Origin of the sequence: Anabaena sp. CCY 9402-a (assembly GCF_963920945.1) — a bacterium.
GTDB classification, from domain to species: domain Bacteria; phylum Cyanobacteriota; class Cyanobacteriia; order Cyanobacteriales; family Nostocaceae; genus Trichormus; species Trichormus minutissimus.
The window spans coordinates 19,037-37,255 of record NZ_CAWUDL010000034.1; the positions used below are offsets into that span (position 1 = coordinate 19,037).

Sequence of the window (18,219 nt, forward strand, 5' to 3'; positions counted from 1 at the left end):
TTTTGGAAGATCCCAACTCAAGAATAGATCAAAACCTTGCTTCACCGAATTGTACAGGTGAAAAGACAAAACTTTCTTTATCTACAGCCTGTAAGATTAACTCCCAAGCCTCACGATATTTTGCTGAACGAGGTTTACGCTGTCGTTTTTCAGCTTCGACAAGGTGTATTTCGCTACCATATCCGATAAACACATCTACTGGGAAGACATAAAATATATCAAGTGGTTCTATATAGGCTAGGGCAAAATCAAAGTCTGATGGCTGATATGCTGCTCTCAGCATGAGTCGGCGATTTGTTTTAGTGCGGCGATTGTCTACAACATAATTACCAGATGCCTCATGCAACCAAGCATATTTTACTTGGATTTTAATTAGAATTCCCTCTATATCAAATACCAAGTCGTATGCTAACCGATCTCCAATCGGTCTTAACACACCCCAGCCACGCTTTAAGGCATTAAGAACAGCAGCTTGTTCTGCTATGTCTCCCCTCAGTTTTGTGTCCATTCGTTAGACGAGATAGCTTATATCAGCATAAAACAAAACCCTGTGATCTTTAAAGATTACAGGGTTTTATTTTTCATTTGGTGGCGGGAAGTGGATTTGAACCACTGACCTTCGGGTTATGCTTACCATCTACAACTTTCGTTGCCCAGATTAACTGGTTTGTGGTCTGGACTGTCCCTTCACCCTCGGCATTATCGTTAGGGTGCCTGCCTTCCAGTCTCTACACCTTCTCTGTTTCCAGAGCTTGGTTCGGGATTACCGCGCTAGTGGCTTCCCCGAGTTTGACAGGTAATCGCACATGAGTTTCTCCATGTACCGCCCACTGCAAAACAAACTAATAAGCGCGTAATCAGTTTTGCCAGTTGAGCCCGACGAGCTACCAGGCTGCTCTATCCCGCGTCGCTCTTCGACCTCTTTACTATAACCCAAAAATTCAAGTTTGGCAACTATAAAAACGATAATTCTCCAACAACCTCTAGACGCGTGTATTTGCCTGGGTTCATAAACTTTTCTGCCAAGCTTTCGGCCGCGCTAGGAGTAATCCAGCCCATCTGTTGCAGCAAGTGAATCGCGACAGCATATTTGGCTCGTTTAGAACCATCCATAACTTTAATTGCCAATCCCATGCCTTCACCGAGTCTGCCAATACACTGAACTCCTTCTGCACCAGATTTACTTACCAGTTCTCCTGGGGTGAGGCGCATCAGTTCTGTATCAAATTCGCCATCACCTGCCACCATTGATGGGTGGTGGGTCATAGCGCGGATAATACGCTCCATATCTAAGTTAGTGCTAGAGGCTAACAGCGCATATAAGGAAGCTATTTGACCTAGTTGCATCAGATAGGTGGGTGCGCCGCAATCGTCATGTGCGCTGATAAATTCTTCAGATGGCATCCGCAGCAATTCAGCTACTTTACCGACAATTAATTGCTGGATTGGGTGCTTGCGTTCCAAGTAATTATTCAAAGGCCAGTGACGTTGTTGACAAACAGCCAACATCCCAGCGTGTTTACCAGAACAGTTGTATTCTAGAGGACTGCGCTTGTCTTTGGGGATGGGACACTGGAGGGCAGAGGGATCAAGATCGGCTCGCCACAGGATGTTAAATACCTGTCGTACTTGTTCGATACTTGCCTTATGAGAACTGGTGATGATGGCCAAGTCGCGATCGCTTAACTCATAACGTTCCAGTGTGCCTGTAGTCGTGACAGCCAGTGCTTGAAATGGTTTTAGTGCTGAACGGACAAAGGTAGCTGTTTCTGCATTGCCAGCAACAGTTAGCACTCGTCCCCGTTCGTCGCATACAACCGCTTGGACTATATGCCTGGATTCAATAATACCTTCCCGCAACAACCGGACTTCCAGTGCTGCTGCCTGAGTTCGTTTTCCCATTGTCATGGGTTAAATCTATCACTTTTTAGTTATTAGTTATTCGTCATTAGTCACTAGTCATTAGCTAATGACTAATGACTATTTAAAACAAATGCCAAACTATAGTACCAGCAAGAAACATTCCCGCCAAGCCAGCAAAGGTAAATTGTAACCGTTGGAGAATAGGTTTGATTTCATAGGTGACAATCAAGCGATCGCGGTTCAGCACTTCTTGTGGCTTGAGCCAAGTTTGACCGTCATACCAGCCTGATTCTTCATAGAATACAGTCGTACTGTGTAGGCGATCGCGTACATATATCCAGCCTAGATACAAACGTACTAATCCCAAAATTACCCCTACACTGGCCCCAGCTGCACCACACAGCAGAAAATGAGCTAGCTGTTTGGTTGGGGGATAGCTAGCTGCGGCTACTGGCCCAGCTATCAACCATGATAAAGTCCAAATCCAAACTAGTTTTTTGATATACTGCTGCTCATTTAAGGTGCAATCACGAAATAGCCAAGAGGTTTTTAGCTCTTCGTACTCATTTAGCGGCTGTTGTTCTGTGGGTACTGGGCAATTTGCCAGTGAGGAATTCATCATAGGGGACTATCACCACCTTCTTGCGAGTTGGGAAGGGAAATACGTTCTGCATGAATCCAGAATGCTTCTAAATTATAAAATTCCCGTTCCTTTGGCATCATAATATGTACAATTACGTCGCCATAGTCTTGTAATACCCAGCTACCTTCAGCTTTGCCTTCTGTCCGCAACGGACGGCGGTGACACTCACTTTCGACTTCTGCTTCAATTGCTTGAGCGATCGCCCTCACTTGCACCTTAGAATAGCCGGTTATCATTACAAAATAATCTGCTAGGTACGAGACCTCTCCTACCTTTAGGACTAAAATGTCACCAGCTTTGCGATCTGATGCAGCATCGGCGATCGTGAGAGCAAGCTTTCCACTCTCATCATTTTCACCTACTGAACTTTTGACTGCGCTCTTGGTGACAGAGACGGATTGTAATGGTAAATTTCCTTGGAAATAATCAGACATTAAACCTCAGGTACTTTATCCCTTTTGTTACGTTTTTTGAGAATGACTTACAAACCACAACCAAGCGATAATTGTGTATGTTGGTTTTTTTGAATACTAACAAAAAAACAGGTGTTTATGGGATTGGCTCATATATTGCAACACTGATGAGAGCCTCTCATAGATGGGATTCTTGTGGCGTTCCATCCACCAAAGGCTAGCTATCAAACCGATCCAATCATCCAAAAGTAATACTTGGGTGGCGATGTCTTTTTTAAGACAAATAACAGACTCATCAAGCGAAGAATAAATCACTATCACTGCTGCTTAAGGCTATAAAATCTGCTAAAAACAGTATATAGCATAACTGACATGAACAGATTCAACCCCAAGTATGATTCATACTTGTTTGTGCAATACCTTTCGGTTAAAGTATTTGGAGTGACTTTTACTCATGAAGTTGCAAAAGTTTTACCCCTATGTTTGATGATTGGTAGTGCTTATCCGAAAAGTATTGCTTGTTTGTGTCTTACCTTGCCCTCTCAAAAAACGATAGCAACTATCCACAGCTTGAATTTACCTTAAGTCATAAACAAAAACAGGACATAGGAAATCAAGCAGTTCTGATCCATATATCCTGAATGAATATTTTTTAGTAGTTTGTCTGATGCAGCCAATAAGTAAAGCTACTTTGGCAACTTAGACTTCTTGCTTAGAAACTACTTTTGATTCCACTGTTTGAGTGTCCGCAGTTACAGAGTAGAATAAATTCTCGTATTGATTTAAAGCCTGCTCAAAAGCATATTGCTCCATAGCATATTTGCGGCTGTTATAACCCAAGGTTTTGGCTTTTTCTGGATGTTTGTATAAGTCTAAAGTGGCGATCGCTAAAGCTTCAGGGTCTTCGGGGGGAACTACAATACCGCCGCCACTTTGTCTAACCGCTTTCGCAGCTGTGCCATTTTTGGGTACAGAAGCTATCATTGCTCTACCACTAGCTAGTAAGACTTGAATTTTCGATGGCATATTGAAGGAAATCACGTTTTTCTTCTGCACTACCAAACCAACATCTGCGGCTGCTAACATTTGTGGTAGATGTTCACGGGGTTGAAATGGCAGTAATAAGACATTATCAGCACCGCAATCTAAACAATATTTTTGTAGTCTCTGCAAGCCTTTGGCTTCACCAACTATCACAAAGGCAATTTCTGGAACGTCGCGTAACATGGCCGCCGCTTTAATTACAGTTTCTAAGCCTTGTGTTAAAGCAATGTTCCCTGAATACAGCACTACAAATTTGTCATTGAGGTTGTGCGTAGCGCGGAAAGAATTGTCTTGTTTAGGTAAAGGGCGAATAAAATTTACATCAACCCAATTAGGGATTTGCTCTATTTTTTCTTGTGGTACGCCTTTGGAAAGTAAATTTTCTACAAACCCATCAGCAATCACGCTAACTTTAGTCGCACTGCGGTAAGCAAATTTTTCTAAGACGGAAAAGATTTTGATCAGCCATTTGTTTTTCAGTAATCCGACGTGGATAGCTGCTTCTGGTAGGATGTCTTGAAGATTTAAGACTACAGGACAACCACGCAGCCATCCTAACAGTGCAGCAGGTACACAAACGGGTAGTGAAGGGGATGTTGAAAGAATGACATCAGGCCGCCAGCCAAAAAGAGCAGGCCAGAAGCTAGTCGTTACAAAACTAGCATCGAGTAACACTCGATCTATCAGCTTAGGTTGTGGGCGAATCCAAACAAAACTGCGTTGGATTTGGACACTGTTTTTATACTCGTTGACGTAGAATTTACCACGGTATCCTTCGTAAATTTGACGCTCAGGATAGTTAGGCATCGCGGTGACTACACGAACTTGGTGTCCCCGTTTGGCCAACCCCTCTGCTAATTCCGTCATCAGGGGGGCAATCCCAATTGGTTCTGGATAGTAATTGTAAGAGTAGATTAAAATCCGCATAACAAATTAGTCAGAAGTCCCTGGCTATTTTTAGAATATGAAAAATTTTTGCCTTAACATGGCGATCGCTATTTGCTGGAAAGCGTCTATTAAGACATCTATATCTAATTTTGTCTTTAGACTCTTTTTTTGTCAGTGCCTTTTCTTTGAAGATTCGGTAAATCTTGCTGTTATTCCCCTAAGTGAATCATGGTATAATTCTTACTTTTGTTTTTAAAACAATTACTTGTATTCACTTACCTAAGATATAAGCATAAACTCTCTTGTAATTAATTAAAGTTTCCAGCATCGATTAGCAGATATTTGTAAAGTGTCAGTAAAATTCAGATAATTTCCTAAATGAGTTGACAGCATAACCATAATTAATGTTTCTCTGTGAATACACTCGTAAGATGTGTGTCATTGACAAAGGTTAATAAACAAAACTTAACATAAATCCCAGAATTTATCAGTGTTTTTTGATGGTGATCTGTAGTTAACTCCAGTGAAACTAGTTCTAATTTCGGAAATTGTGAGTAAGAAGGGAATTAAAACGCAGAGGGGCGCGAAGTGAAGCGCAAAGTAGCGCGGAGGTTTAGAGAATTTGTGAGAGGAATTTACGGGTTCGTTCTTCTTGGGGGTTGGTGAAAAAGTTATCGGGGGTGGCGGATTCGACTAAGTAGCCACTATCCATTAAGACTACTCGGTCGGCGACTTCACGGGCAAATCCGACTTCATGGGTGACTACTACCATTGTCATTCCTTCGCTGGCTAGGTTTCGCATGACATCTAAAACTTCTCTGACCATTTCTGGATCTAGTGCGGAGGTGGGTTCGTCGAATAGCATAATTTTAGGTTGCATGGCTAAGGCGCGGGCGATCGCTACTCTTTGCTGCTGTCCACCGGATAGTTGTCCTGGATATTTGTGCGCCTGGGCTAAGATTCCTACTCTTTCTAATAGCTGCATTGCTAATTCTTCGGCTTTGGCTTTTTTCCAGCGACGTACCCAAATAGGAGCTAAGGTGATATTTTGCAGCACTGTTAAATGGGGAAATAAATTAAACTGCTGAAATACCATCCCCACTTCTCGCCTAATTGCATCAATGTTTCGCAAATCATGGCTGAGGGTAATTCCATCCATGTTAATTTTGCCTTTTTGGTATTCTTCTAAAGCGTTAAATGTGCGGATAAATGTTGATTTACCTGAACCAGAAGGCCCCATCAACACTACAACTTCTCCGCGATAAACTGTTAAACTCACACCTTGGAGAGCATGGAATTTTCCGTACCATTTATGAACATCTTCAGCAATAATTATGGGTATTTGTTCGCTCATAGCTTTTAACTTCAAATTTTCTTAGGGAATGCGGGGTGTAGGGAAGAATAACTAATGACTAATAACTATTGACTCAACTGTTTCTCTAAACGTCGAGAAGCCAGTGATATAGAATAGCAGAACAGCCAGTAAATCAAACCAATAAATAAATATACTTCTGCATAACGCCCAATAAATTGAGGCTGTGCCAATATTGAACGGGCAATGCCTGTAAGTTCTACTAAGCCAACAAGGGATAATAGGGAAGTGTCTTTAAATAAGCCGATAAATTGCCCCACAATGGCGGGAATTACTGCACGTAAAGCTTGGGGTAAAACGATAAATATAACTACTAGAAGTGTATTTAATCCTAGTGCTTTGGCTGCTTCTACTTGTCCACGGGAAACAGCCTGGAGTCCACCGCGTACATTTTCCGCCATGTAAGCAGCACTGAACAATACTAAACCAGTGATCGCTCTTAAGACCCGATCTAAACGTACATCTGCTGAGAGAAATAAGGGTAACATGACTTGGGCGAGGAATAGAATCCCAATGAGGGGAACGCCTCGAACGATTTCAATATATAAGATAGAAAACCAATGGACTACAGGTAAATTGCTAGTTCGTCCTAAAGCAAGTAAAACCCCAATGGGAAAGGAAAGCACAATACTAACTGCGGCCATGAGTAAGGTAAGTAGCAATCCATTCCATAAATTACTAGAGACAGATGGCAAACCAAATCCACCACCAATTAACCATAAAATGATGGGGAAAGATAGCAACCATATAAACGAAAGCCAAGGTGCTATCAATTTAGTAATGTAAAACTTTTGCTTACTCAAGAATACACCCGCAGTTACAACACCTAAAGTTGCAGTAATTGCGAATACAACCCAAATGCGCCAATATTGATTTTGAGGATATCTACCAACTAAAAATAAATGTAAATTGGCTTGAATTACTGCCCATTGTGCTTGAGTAGTTGCCCAAATTAGCACTCCCTGCACTACCCAAAATAGCAATACTAAACAAACAATTGTTAATAAACTGTTATACCAATTGCTAAATAGATTTTTACGTAGCCAAATTAGTTGTTTAGTCATTAGTCATTAGTTATTAGTCATTGAGTATTAGTGACTCTCTACGTTATCTACCCTCCAGTCCCCAATATTCCTCACCTCTCTCTGATCTGGACTCTGCGATTGAATAAATTCATCATCAGGGAGATAGTCAAACTGAGGGTGAGATAGGTAAGGGTAATTAGTAATATGACTTCTACTGCTTTCCCAGTTTGGCTAAAGGTGGTAGAAGCGACAAAATAGAGATCAGGGTAGCCGATCGCGATCGCTAAACTGGAATTCTTGGTGAGATTGAGATACTGACTAGTTAGTGGGGGAATAATTACCCGCAAGGCTTGGGGTAAAATAACTAAGCGCATGATAGAACTGGGTTTTAATCCTAGCGATCGCGCTGCTTCCCATTGTCCTTTAGAGACTGACCCAATCCCACCCCGAACGATTTCTGCAATGAATGCACCAGTATAAAAGGTTAACCCCAAAAGTAAAGCAGCAAACTCTGGAGATAGGGTAAACCAAGGTAGTTCTATGCCATTTTGACTCACCCCTAATAATCCCCAAAGGGTGATTTTATTGTCTATTCTGGGAAAACTCAAAAAAACTGCGAAGTACCAAAATAGCAACTGCAACAGTAATGGCGTATTGCGGAAAATCTCTACGTAAACTAGCATGATGTTCCGCACTAACCAGTTATCTGAAAGTCTGCCAATCCCAGCCATTACGCCGATAATGGTTGTGAAGATGATTCCTAAAACTGCTACTCGCAATGAGTTAATCAGTCCCACCCATAAGGCTTGCCTATAAGTATCAGTTGGTTGATAAGAAATTAGCGTTTCGCCAATATCAAAAGATGCTTGTTGTTTGAGAAACCCAAATCCAAATTGAATGCCTAATTGTTGTAAGTTGCGATTAAGGTTTCCCCATAGTATCGCCACTATAGCTAATGCTAAAAGTACAGCAATTACTTGCCCAGTAATCTGCCAAAAGCGATCGTCACGCCATAAAGGGGGTTTGGAATTAGTCATTAGTTATTAGTCAATTATCAAGCGGTACTGCTTCCCCTGCTCTTCTGTCACCTGTCACCTGTCACCTGTCACCTAAACGGTGGCGAATACAAAAGTCCCCCTTTTACCGACTGTTGATTTAGACCGCGAGGTAAGTTGAGTTTTGTTTGAGGGCCGAGATTGCGATCGTAAACTTCACCGTAGTTACCAACGTGTTTGATCACTTTGGCTGCAAAGTCTTTGGGTAAGCCTAGTCCCTCGCCTAAATTGCCTTCAGTTCCCAAAAATCGCTTGATGTCTGGGTCTTCACTAGTAGCGAATTGTCCTATATTCTGAGAATTAATACCCAACTCCTCAGCTTTGATTAAGCTATACACTACCCAGGTGAGAGTATCACGCCATTTGCTATTTCCTTTAGCAACTGCTGGTGCAAGGGGTTCGGAAGAAATTACTTCATCTAAAATGACGTTATCGTCTGGTTTGGGGAGAGTTGTACGCCGAGAAACTAAGGCAGAGCGATCGGCTGTGACGGCTTCACAACGACCTTCGGCATAGGTAGCAAAGGTAACGTTAATATCTTCAAATACAACTGGTTTGTAGGTAATACTTCGTTTCCGCATTTGGTCTGCTAGGTTCTGCTCAGTTGTCGTCCCTGTTTGTACGCAGATGGTTTTGTCTTTGAGGTTTGCTAAAGATGTAATGCCACTATTTTTGCGAACCATAATCCCTTGACCATCATAAAAAACTACAGGTGCAAATTCTAAGCCTACTGATGTGGCGCGGCTCAGTGTCCAAGTTGTGTTACGGCTGAGGATATCTACTTCCCCTGTTTGTAAAGCTGTAAATCGTTCTTTGGCGTTGAGGTTACGGAACTCTACTTTATTTGGATCATCAAATAAAGCGGCTGCTACGGCGCGACAGACATCTACATCGATGCCATTGTATTTGCCGTCAGTTCCGACAAAACTAAACCCTGGTACTTCGCCACTGACACCGCAAATCAACTGACCACGGTTTTTGACAGTATCCCAGCGATCAGGTGCTGATGTACTACTTGCATTTGTTGTTTGTACTGTGTTTCCACCACAGGCAGTAGTAGCAAAAATTAAGGATGCCCCCAAAATTAAAGCTGATTTCCTCATAATTCAAAGATTAATGTTGCTAAAAATGTATTTGTGAATGCAATACTTGTATTAAAACAAATATATTGCTGTAATATAAAACTTTTTTAGCACTTAACGCTGCACTTTCATGCAGAGATAAAATATTTATAATTTTCTGGAATTAGATTTTTGTTTTAGATATTAATATAGAAATGTCAAAAGTACCAATTTGATTATTAATCAATAAAAATCCGTAAATTTGGAAATAAAAATTATGTTACCATGTTTGATTTATTGGAATTAATTAATATTAACATTCTATCCCGGTTAGAACTAGAAAAGTCATAGATCCCCAACTTATTTAATAAGTTGGGGATATTGTTTTTGATTAATTCAACCTAAGCGATCGCCACTAAGGGGTTAAACTAGTTCTGGTGAAAGATGCTCCACCGTTAATTAAAGAGGCTTTTATGGGAGCTAACCTCAAGCAGATTGCTAATTACTTAGACAAACTCGGCTGGGACTACCGTCTAGATGAGGGAGAAGACAGGATTATCACAGGTGTAGAAGCTGATAACTTAGAAGATTTTCTCATAGTTGTCCAATTAGATGAAGACGGAAAATTTTTTCGCTTGTTTGCGCCTCAAGTTCTTCCAGGAGTGCAAGATCATCCTCACAAGGGCGCAATCTTACAGACGATGTTGGCTATTTCTTGGGAAACAAAAATGCTGCAATGGGAATATGATCCATCTGATGGTGAAATCCGCGCCATTATTGAATTTCCTCTGGAAGACTCAATTCTCACAGAAAGACAATTTCATCGCTGTTTGAGTGGATTAATTCAAATCGTTGACAATGTAGCCATCCCGCGTTTGCATGAAGTCATGACGACAGGAAGCGATCCTGGGAATATAGAACTTGGGGAAAGAATTTTACTGAGTATCCAGGAAGAAGCACCAGGATTACTGGAATTGCTCGCAAAAGCAATGGAAGCTAGGAAGAGAAGAGGAAGTTTTCCTACAGAGTGAGACGAAACATCACTTAAATAGCTATACTCCAAAGTGATACCCTCACAATATACTGAAATTTTCTAGGGCTGGATTTTATGACATCCTATGCAACCTCCTCAGCCAAAGCGGAAATGAGTGAACTCCGGCGGTTAAAAGGCTTACTACCGCCAGAATTGCAGAGTTGGGTCACGGTTGAAGGCACAACTGAGGTCAATCCACCCCTGATCCGCAGCGAAGAAATTGGTAAAGACCAGGTAGAGATTCAAATTGACTTGGTGAAATGGGACGCTCTAGCAATGGATCAGCGTAATTTGCTGTTCTGGCATGAAGTCGCCCGGATTCAAAATGACACAATTCCCAAAGATGGTTGGGAAATGGCAGCCTTAGCCATCGGTTTAGGTGGTGCTGTAGGCGAGTTGTGGGTACAGGATGGATTATTGTTAGTTTTAGCTTTGGCACTGTGTGGCGTGTCAGGTTGGCGGCTATATCAAAAGAATAATGGCGAAAAGCAAATGAGAGAATTGCTGGATGCTGACGAGAAAGCGATCGCTCTAGCAACTCGTTTTGGTTATAGCCTCCCTAATGCCTACAAGAGTCTAGGCAGTGCCTTAAAAACCATGATCGATAATACCCCTGGCAAGCGTCAACGTTCTCGCTATGAAGCCAGACTGTCTGCCCTCAAGCGCAGTGCTAACAAAGCCAAAGCTAAATCTAGAACCACAGATGAAGGCGAAATCTAGTCTGCAAAATTAATGTGGGTGGGCAATACCCACACCATCATTGGACAGTGAACAGTGTTAATAAATGTTCACTGCTCAAAGCTGATTGAGCATTTTATGCGTCTGAGGTACGACGCGAACGTGTTTTAAAACCCGCCTCATCAAAGCTTGCCATGTCAAAACCTGTTCGGGAGTGGGAGCAAGGATAGGGGTTTTGGTTGATTGCTCAGACTCAGCTAAAGGCGTAACAGGTTGTAAAAATACGGGAATATCAGAACTGACATCTGCCACTAACAAAGCAGCCTGTTCCAATTCAGCGACATCTGTATGCTGAGAAACAATTATTTTAATAAAAGTTTCTAGATGTGGATAACAAATTTGTAGAAACTTCATATGCTCTTGCCAGTAGGATTCACCACTGACACTGGGCAGTTTCAAATCCATACCCACAGAATCTAAGTAGGGTAATATCATTGCCAATTGTTCTGGGCGATGTCCGCCGGTTTCTAAGTATATGGGTAAACCAGTGAGCGATCGCAGTTGGGGCAGAAATTCCTTTAAGAAACCTGCATGAAGAAGAGGTTCTCCACCAGTTAAGCTAATGCTATCGTGTAGGGAAGGTAAATTCTGCCGTTCAATCCATGCCAATAAGATTGGTAGTGGAACAGGGTTGGAGTGAGTTTCAAAATCTCGGAATCCGGGCGATCGCTCTATCCTACAATTAGCAGGTGCATTCCAAGTATGGACACTATCGCAAAAGTGGCAACGTAAGTCACAAAAAGCAAAGCGAATAAAAATCTGACGTGTCCCGACATTCAGTCCTTCCCCTTGAATAGCAGAAAAGACCTCTATCAGACGTGCAGTAGGTTCGGCCGTAGTATTAGCAGTCATAGGATAGTAGCAACGCGATCGCGCTGCATTCAGTGCAACAACAAGTATGTTTTTAACTTCTTGTTCTATTGTGAATGGTGCAGGTAATCTCTCACTCACCCTATAAAACTCACTATGAGTTATTATTACTGCTTATTTAACATGAGGTTAGGTGATTTTCTAGGACAAAATAAAGTTTGGCAGATTAAATTTATATGGCAACGAAAGTGCAGAGCTTCATGACTAGCCAACCCAATGAGGTAAATTTTCTAGTTACTTCCCTAAATGAAACGGTTATAGTGCAGGTGTCTGCGCGGTTAAGCGTGCTTGAAGCAGTTAGCTTTAAGCAAACCTGCCAAGATTTAACCCAAGGAAATACCCATCCCAAACAAATCATTATTGATTTTCAGCAAACTACTTTCATGGATAGTAGTGGTTTAGGAGCTTTAGTGAGTAGTTATAAAACTACCCAAGAAAAAGGAATTGTAATGAGCCTGCGGAATGTTACTCCCCAGGTTATGGCAGTGCTAAACCTCACAGGATTAGATAAGGTTTTTTCTATTGAGTCTAATAGCGAAGCATTACCAATCGAAGCTGATAATACCATAGACAATCAGAAGGGATCTGCTCGTAAAGTAGAGCAACTACCGACAACTCATCCATCTGTCGCCTCTTGGATGAAACGATTTATAGATATTATTGGTGCTTTGGTGGGTTTGGTAATTACAGGTATTTTGTTTATCCCCATCGTGGTGGCTATCCAAATAGATGATCCCGGCCCCATTTTCTTTGGACAAATTCGCTGTGGTTGGATGGGGAAACGCTTTAAAATTTGGAAGTTTCGCTCGATGTGTGTGGATGCCGAGGCGAAAAAATCTCAAGTTAAAAATCAGGTACAGGGTGCTTTTTTTAAGAATGAAAATGATCCCAGAATTACACGAGTAGGTAGGTTTTTACGTCGCACTAGCCTAGATGAATTCCCGCAATTTTGGAACGTCTTACAAGGAGACATGAGTTTGGTAGGGACTAGACCACCCACACCCGATGAAGTAGAACGCTATGAAGTTCCAGAGTGGCAACGTTTGGATGTTAAACCCGGTATGACTGGAGAATGGCAAGTTAACGGCAGGTCTAAAGTCCGTAGTTTTGAAGATGTGATTCGCTTAGATTTACAATATCAGAAAAACTGGAGTTTAATGTATGATTTGCAGTTAATTTTCAAGACTGTTACTATTCTATTTAATAGAAATAGTGGTGCTTGTTAACCAATTACTTGCATTGGTAATTTTGTTATAGTTTGTAACTACCAATAAAAATTTATCTATAAATTTGCCCAAGCTTATTTTAGTTTTGGGCAGATTTTTTATTAATTATAATGATATTTGCATGACAAAATAATTATTAAATCTTCTTCTATTTTGTAAACTAATCTATGCTCATCTGTAATTCGCCTTGACCAATAACCTTGTAATTCATACTTAAGGGGTTCAGGCTTACCGATTCCTGAAAATGGTTCTCTTTGGATATCTTTGATTAGATCCAATATCTTTTTTAAAATTTTCTTATCTTCTATTGTCCACTTACCTAATTGCTCAAAGGCTTCTGGTTCAAATGCTACTTTTTTCATATTCATCTAAATCAACATAGATTAGATTTCCTTTCTCTACATTTTCTAAAGCTTTAAGTAGATGTTTTTTATTAGCTTCTGATTTAAGAAGATAAGTAGTTTCATCTTCTTCAGTTGGCTGTGCAACTAGAACTATCACTTCTACAATAGTCCCTTCTGGTAATTCGGTTGTAGAAAGTTCAATTTTCCCATCTTTACCGACAATAGCCTTTTGCTTAATTTCACTGAGCATGATTTTTAGGTACTCCTCTCCTAACCAGGATATTGACAAAATTGCATAACTTTATTTTAACTCTATTGAAATAATAGTATTTTTGTGCGATCGCTAAGTAAAACAGGGTAAATAATTAAATATTTTTAGTGTACCCCTGCGGGGTTCGCGGTAGCGTTGCGTAGCAAAGCAAGCTAGCAAGAGCTTCGGTCTCCGAGAGGCTACGCCAACGCGTAGCCTCTCGGAGAGAACGCAGAGAGAACTTTAGTTCTCGAAAAAGGACTAAAGTCCTTACTACGAACCTACTTATTCATGTTATTTCACTCTAATTATAGGGAAATATAAAGGTAATCTGGTTGAGAATAAATTAGAGGTAGTAATGAGTGATTTATCTAGATTAAAGTGGAGTAAAAACGTAAGTTATGATAGCAAAATAACATTTTGGGATTTTCCAATAAATGAACTGTCAAAAATATTTATCTTACATTGGAGAAAAAGCAGTGAAGCTAATGCAGCAAAACCAGAAGATGGTGATCTTCTACTAATCAGGCAACACGCCCGTGTCACACACGTTGTTCAATTTTTTAATAACACTGTTTATGATGACGGTTCTGGTTATGACTTTAGCACTGGTCGTCTAGTTCAAATACTTTGGAGAGCAAATGATTTGAACAATGCGCCGCATAACACAGAAATATTTGGTTGCTCGATTAATTTTCCTCCGTCGGGAAAAGCTTATTTTTTAGAAAACATCAGTGATTTTCATGAATATTGGAGTCAGCGCGGCGGATTAGCTGCATTTCAAAACTATGTTACAGGTGTATTAAATGAAAAAGGTGAATGGCTAAAACAATTAATTGTATTAACATAGCTGCAACAAAAAAAGGCGAACCTGTGTTCGCCTCTTAAAAAATTATTTAAAACCCAAAATCTAAATCTTCGCTTCTTCCTTTACTAACTTATCCCAACCCAAATCTTTCAAATTATTATTACGACGCAGTGGACGAGTTACCAACTCTAAAATGTCACGCGCATTAGTGAAACCGTGAATTTGAGCAAAGGTAAACTCAACAGACCATTTAGTATTAATCCCCCGCGCCTCTAAGGGGTTAGCGTGCGCCATACCTGTAATTACTAAATCTGGCTTCAAATCATAAATTCGCTGCACTTGGTTGTAATTGTCTGGCTTCTCTACAATTGTGGGGACAGGTACGCCCATTTCATGGCAAGCTTTTTCTAACATTGCCAATTCAGCTGCTTGATAGCGTTTATCCATGTAGGGGATACCAACCTCCTGAACAGTCATCCCACAACGCACTAAGAACCGTGCTAATGAGATTTCTAGTAAGTTGTCACCCATGAAAAATACAGACTTACCACGAATTAATTTTACGTATTCTTCCAAACCTTCCCAAATTTGCGCTTCCCGTTCATCTAACCCTTTGGGAGTAATGCCAAACACCGAGCAGATTTTTTCAATCCAAGCGCGAGTACCATCAGGGCCAATGGGGAAGGGTGCGCCGATGAGTTTACATTTGCGGCGGCGCATTAAGGTAGTAGCAGTGCGGCTGAGGAAGGGATTGACACCAGCGACATAATATCCTTCTTCCAGCACTGGTAATTCTGTGAAGCGTTTTGCGGGTAGCCAGCCGGAAACTTTGATGCCTTGTTTTTTCAGTTCTAAGGTTAACTGAGTGACGACGGGATCAGGAAGCGAACCGAAGAGAACCAAGGGGGGATGATTTACATACTCTGATTCTTCTTGAGCTACATCTTCTTTTTTCTTCCCAAAATTGAGCAGCTTTTGAATGCTGTTCCGTTCGCTTTTTTCATTTTCCGTTACTGGAACTTGACTAGGACAACGGTTAGCCATTGCAGCTAAAACGGTGTCTTCCCCTTGGGTAAAGGCGTAATCTAAGCCGTTAGCACGCGCCACAACAATGGGAATACCCAATTCGCCTTCTAACTGTGGTGCTAGACCTTCCAAGTCCATTTTGATGATTTCGGTGGTGCAAGTGCCAATCCACACAATAACACTAGGGTTGCGATCGCGCTTAATTTGCTCGCACAATCGTTTTAACTCCTCATAATCCTTCAATTGTGCGGAAATATCCCCTTCTTCCAACTCTGCCATTGCATAGCGGGGTTCTGCAAAAATCATTACCCCCATCGCGTTTTGGAGGAAATACCCACAAGTCTTAGTTCCAATCACCAAAAAGAAACTATCTTCTATTTTTTGATATAACCATGCCACACAGCTAATTGGGCAAAAGGTGTGGTAATTTCCAGTTTCACACTCAAAGTTTAAAGCTGTTGGTTCTTGCGCGACGGTCATTTTGGTTTTTCTCCCCTTTATATTTAAAGGCAGGTGAAAATAGGGTCAGCATCCAATGGGGGAGTTGTAAGTAATAAATTTTACTCCCTACTCCCCACTGCCTCACGCTGTAGTATGTGGCACATAGCACCAACTAACAATCCCTAAATTCAACAGCAACGTTAATATTTATGCGTTGGGGAAGAGACGGGCAATTTCTGATTCATCAAAAACGCCTGCTGGTAATTCTTCCCCCATGAAATCATTACTTTCTTCATCCTTTTGTAAGGATGTTTCATCACCCCAGACATCTGATAACACGTCACTGAAAGCATTTTCATCAGGTGTATTCAGATCCTCAAGCATTTGATCTTGCAAATTTTCGACTGATGCAGCTGCAACATCAAAGGAAACATCATCAAAATCGTCTTCTTCTTGGCTGGATGCTTCGAGTCCATTGAAGGTATCTTCAATGTTACCGACTATCAGCGTTTGAGAATCGGTATCTTCGCCAAAACCATTGGGGTGAGAAACAATGAAGGTTTCATCATCATTGTTATCTTCCATTGGCAGATTTGACTGGTGTTGATGATGATCTCGTTCATCTTGAGGAATTACACTGTTACCGAGAGCCATGTCTGGGTCAAAATTTAAATCCAGTACCTCAATTAAGGTATCGGCATCAGGATTGAGTTTGGCAAAAGGAAACATTAACTGCGCTAATTTGGGTTCTAGCGCATTTAGCACTCCCAGGATGAGGTAAGAAGGCGGACGCTTCCCACCATCAGGTGTATAGACTGATTCCACTTGCATGTGGAGTTTTATCCAATCGCGATTGGCTTGGAAAAATTGCAACCACTTCTGTCTAATCGAATCTGTAAAGCTATTAAAGAAAGCCATATTGACCCCCATCCTGAAACTAGATGATTTATACAATCATCAAGTCTAATTCCTCTTCAGGATTAGCAACCTGTGGTTTACGCGGATTTAAATAAAAATCGGATAATAAAGAAAATAATTCACGGTCTGGAGAATCGTTAGGTACGACTCCTTCAGGACGTGCCAGAATTTGGTCGGCAATGTTGAGGTAGTAGTCACAAACGTAGTTTAAAGATGGGTCAGATTCTGCCATCTCAAACAAAGTTTTACCCTTGACGCGAGACACCCGGATATCTTCGATTAATGGCAAGACTTCCAAAACGGGCATTGGTACTGCTTCGATATACTTTTCAATCAAGTCGCGCTTGGAGGTACGGTTGCCAATTAATCCAGCTAGACGCAGTGGGTGAGTCCGTGCTTTCTCCCGGACTGAAGCTGCAATGCGATTGGCTGCAAACAAGGCATCAAAGCCATTATCGGTAACGATCAGGCAGTAATCAGCATAGTTAAGGGGTGCTGCAAAACCGCCGCAAACAACGTCACCCAAAACATCAAACAAGATCACATCATACTCATCAAAGGCGTTGAGTTCCTTCAGTAATTTTACGGTTTCGCCGACGACGTAGCCACCACAGCCAGCACCCGCAGGTGGCCCACCAGCTTCTACGCAGTCTACGCCACCATAGCCTTTGTAAATGACATCTTCTGGCCAGACATCTTCGTAGTGATAGTCTTTTTCTTGTAGGGTATCAATAATTGTAGGAATTAAAAATCCAGTCAGGGTAAAGGTGCTGTCGTGTTTGGGGTCGCACCCAATTTGCAGCACTTTTTTGCCGCGTTTGGCTAGGGCGACTGAGATATTGCAGCTAGTTGTAGACTTGCCTATCCCACCTTTTCCGTAAACTGCTAATTTCACTTTTGTTTGCCTCTTATCGTTTTTTATCAAACTTGTGGCTAAAACATTTTCCTTCACCTAGCCAATCGGTGGCGATGTGTGAGGTATGTGAATGTGATTATTGACGAAATTCCACAAGAAAGAAAGGGGGTGTAAATATGAAAAACAGCTATAAAAGAAGCTAATTAGCTCTATTTAAAGCTAAACTCAATAAAATAAAATATAAATGCTTGTTTTATTCCAAAAAACTAGGCTTTAAAAATTTAGTAACTTTTTTATATAAAATTAGTTACAAAAGACAAAATAAAAAATAACGTATTATCAAGA

General features: G+C 41.1%; 20 protein-coding genes. 5 read left to right on the forward strand and 15 right to left on the reverse strand.

The features are described from left to right. Positions 1 to 28 precede the first annotated feature (28 nt). From ACM0OR_RS14250 to rsfS, 4 genes are all read right to left on the reverse strand, one after another. Entirely contained in the window at positions 29 to 508 is a 480-nt protein-coding gene (locus tag ACM0OR_RS14250) for a group I intron-associated PD-(D/E)XK endonuclease (RefSeq protein WP_414576886.1), read from the reverse strand. Between the two features lie 446 nt (positions 509 to 954). Beyond that, positions 955 to 1,908: an asparaginase gene (locus ACM0OR_RS14255; RefSeq protein WP_414576888.1), complete on the reverse strand. Its 954-nt coding sequence runs from the start codon at positions 1,906 to 1,908 to the stop codon at positions 955 to 957. A gap of 76 nt (positions 1,909 to 1,984) precedes the next feature. Further along, on the reverse strand, positions 1,985 to 2,485 hold the full coding sequence (locus ACM0OR_RS14260) for a CGLD27 family protein (RefSeq protein WP_414576890.1): 501 nt from the start codon (positions 2,483 to 2,485) through the stop codon (positions 1,985 to 1,987). Beyond that, positions 2,482 to 2,940 (reverse strand): ribosome silencing factor, encoded by a 459-nt coding sequence (gene rsfS / locus ACM0OR_RS14265; protein WP_190707692.1) that lies wholly within the window; start codon positions 2,938 to 2,940, stop codon positions 2,482 to 2,484. The genes ACM0OR_RS14260 and rsfS overlap by 4 nt, the downstream gene beginning before the upstream one ends. A 351-nt stretch (positions 2,941 to 3,291) precedes the next feature. Here rsfS and ACM0OR_RS14270 point away from each other — a divergent pair, with 351 nt between their 5' ends. After that, positions 3,292 to 3,504, forward strand: a complete 213-nt coding sequence (locus ACM0OR_RS14270; protein WP_414576892.1) for a hypothetical protein — start codon at positions 3,292 to 3,294, stop codon at positions 3,502 to 3,504. Between the two features lie 114 nt (positions 3,505 to 3,618). Here ACM0OR_RS14270 and ACM0OR_RS14275 read toward each other — a convergent pair whose 3' ends face one another. The 5 genes from ACM0OR_RS14275 to ACM0OR_RS14295 all read right to left on the reverse strand — a co-directional run bounded on the left by ACM0OR_RS14275 (position 3,619) and on the right by ACM0OR_RS14295 (position 9,406). After that, the gene (locus tag ACM0OR_RS14275) at positions 3,619 to 4,890 is read right to left on the reverse strand and encodes a glycosyltransferase family 4 protein (RefSeq protein WP_414576893.1); all 1,272 of its coding nucleotides are present in this window, start codon (positions 4,888 to 4,890) and stop codon (positions 3,619 to 3,621) included. A gap of 574 nt (positions 4,891 to 5,464) precedes the next feature. Continuing rightward, positions 5,465 to 6,205 (reverse strand): amino acid ABC transporter ATP-binding protein, encoded by a 741-nt coding sequence (locus ACM0OR_RS14280; RefSeq protein ID WP_414576894.1) that lies wholly within the window; start codon positions 6,203 to 6,205, stop codon positions 5,465 to 5,467. 65 nt (positions 6,206 to 6,270) lie between these two features. Then, entirely contained in the window at positions 6,271 to 7,287 is a 1,017-nt protein-coding gene (locus ACM0OR_RS14285) for an amino acid ABC transporter permease (RefSeq protein WP_414576895.1), read from the reverse strand. A 71-nt stretch (positions 7,288 to 7,358) separates the two neighbouring features. Beyond that, on the reverse strand, positions 7,359 to 8,285 hold the full coding sequence (locus ACM0OR_RS14290) for an amino acid ABC transporter permease (protein ID WP_414576897.1): 927 nt from the start codon (positions 8,283 to 8,285) through the stop codon (positions 7,359 to 7,361). 68 nt (positions 8,286 to 8,353) lie between these two features. Beyond that, positions 8,354 to 9,406 (reverse strand): amino acid ABC transporter substrate-binding protein, encoded by a 1,053-nt coding sequence (locus tag ACM0OR_RS14295; RefSeq protein ID WP_414576898.1) that lies wholly within the window; start codon positions 9,404 to 9,406, stop codon positions 8,354 to 8,356. 431 nt (positions 9,407 to 9,837) lie between these two features. On the opposite strand from ACM0OR_RS14295, the gene ACM0OR_RS14300 reads away from it, so the two are divergent. Together ACM0OR_RS14300 and ACM0OR_RS14305 are read left to right on the forward strand one after the other, a co-directional pair. After that, entirely contained in the window at positions 9,838 to 10,395 is a 558-nt protein-coding gene (locus ACM0OR_RS14300) for a hypothetical protein (protein ID WP_190707708.1), read from the forward strand. Between the two features lie 77 nt (positions 10,396 to 10,472). Continuing rightward, entirely contained in the window at positions 10,473 to 11,117 is a 645-nt protein-coding gene (locus tag ACM0OR_RS14305) for a DUF3318 domain-containing protein (RefSeq protein ID WP_414576900.1), read from the forward strand. A gap of 75 nt (positions 11,118 to 11,192) precedes the next feature. Here ACM0OR_RS14305 and ACM0OR_RS14310 read toward each other — a convergent pair whose 3' ends face one another. Continuing rightward, entirely contained in the window at positions 11,193 to 11,987 is a 795-nt protein-coding gene (locus ACM0OR_RS14310; protein WP_414576946.1) for a 7-carboxy-7-deazaguanine synthase QueE, read from the reverse strand. A gap of 194 nt (positions 11,988 to 12,181) precedes the next feature. Here ACM0OR_RS14310 and ACM0OR_RS14315 point away from each other — a divergent pair, with 194 nt between their 5' ends. Continuing rightward, complete coding sequence (locus ACM0OR_RS14315) at positions 12,182 to 13,231, forward strand: anti-sigma factor antagonist (RefSeq protein WP_190707669.1); 1,050 nt, start codon at positions 12,182 to 12,184, stop codon at positions 13,229 to 13,231. 101 nt (positions 13,232 to 13,332) lie between these two features. Here ACM0OR_RS14315 and ACM0OR_RS14320 read toward each other — a convergent pair whose 3' ends face one another. Next, complete coding sequence (locus ACM0OR_RS14320; protein ID WP_414576901.1) at positions 13,333 to 13,593, reverse strand: Txe/YoeB family addiction module toxin; 261 nt, start codon at positions 13,591 to 13,593, stop codon at positions 13,333 to 13,335. Beyond that, positions 13,574 to 13,825 carry a hypothetical protein gene (locus ACM0OR_RS14325; protein ID WP_414576903.1) on the reverse strand — a complete coding sequence of 84 codons (252 nt, stop codon included), beginning with the start codon at positions 13,823 to 13,825 and terminating at the stop codon, positions 13,574 to 13,576. Before ACM0OR_RS14325 ends, ACM0OR_RS14320 begins: the two co-directional genes overlap by 20 nt. Positions 13,826 to 14,183: 358 nt before the next feature. On the opposite strand from ACM0OR_RS14325, the gene ACM0OR_RS14330 reads away from it, so the two are divergent. Then, positions 14,184 to 14,675: a hypothetical protein gene (locus tag ACM0OR_RS14330; RefSeq protein ID WP_414576904.1), complete on the forward strand. Its 492-nt coding sequence runs from the start codon at positions 14,184 to 14,186 to the stop codon at positions 14,673 to 14,675. 60 nt (positions 14,676 to 14,735) lie between these two features. On the opposite strand, the gene ACM0OR_RS14335 is transcribed toward ACM0OR_RS14330, so the two are convergent. The 3 genes from ACM0OR_RS14335 to bchL form a co-directional block, all read right to left on the reverse strand. Continuing rightward, entirely contained in the window at positions 14,736 to 16,139 is a 1,404-nt protein-coding gene (locus ACM0OR_RS14335) for a ferredoxin:protochlorophyllide reductase (ATP-dependent) subunit N (RefSeq protein ID WP_414576905.1), read from the reverse strand. Between the two features lie 168 nt (positions 16,140 to 16,307). Next, the gene (locus ACM0OR_RS14340; RefSeq protein WP_414576907.1) at positions 16,308 to 17,018 is read right to left on the reverse strand and encodes a DUF5331 domain-containing protein; all 711 of its coding nucleotides are present in this window, start codon (positions 17,016 to 17,018) and stop codon (positions 16,308 to 16,310) included. Between the two features lie 28 nt (positions 17,019 to 17,046). Further along, positions 17,047 to 17,913, reverse strand: coding sequence for a ferredoxin:protochlorophyllide reductase (ATP-dependent) iron-sulfur ATP-binding protein (gene bchL, locus ACM0OR_RS14345; RefSeq protein WP_323268752.1), 867 nt, complete (start codon positions 17,911 to 17,913; stop codon positions 17,047 to 17,049). Positions 17,914 to 18,219 lie beyond the last annotated feature (306 nt).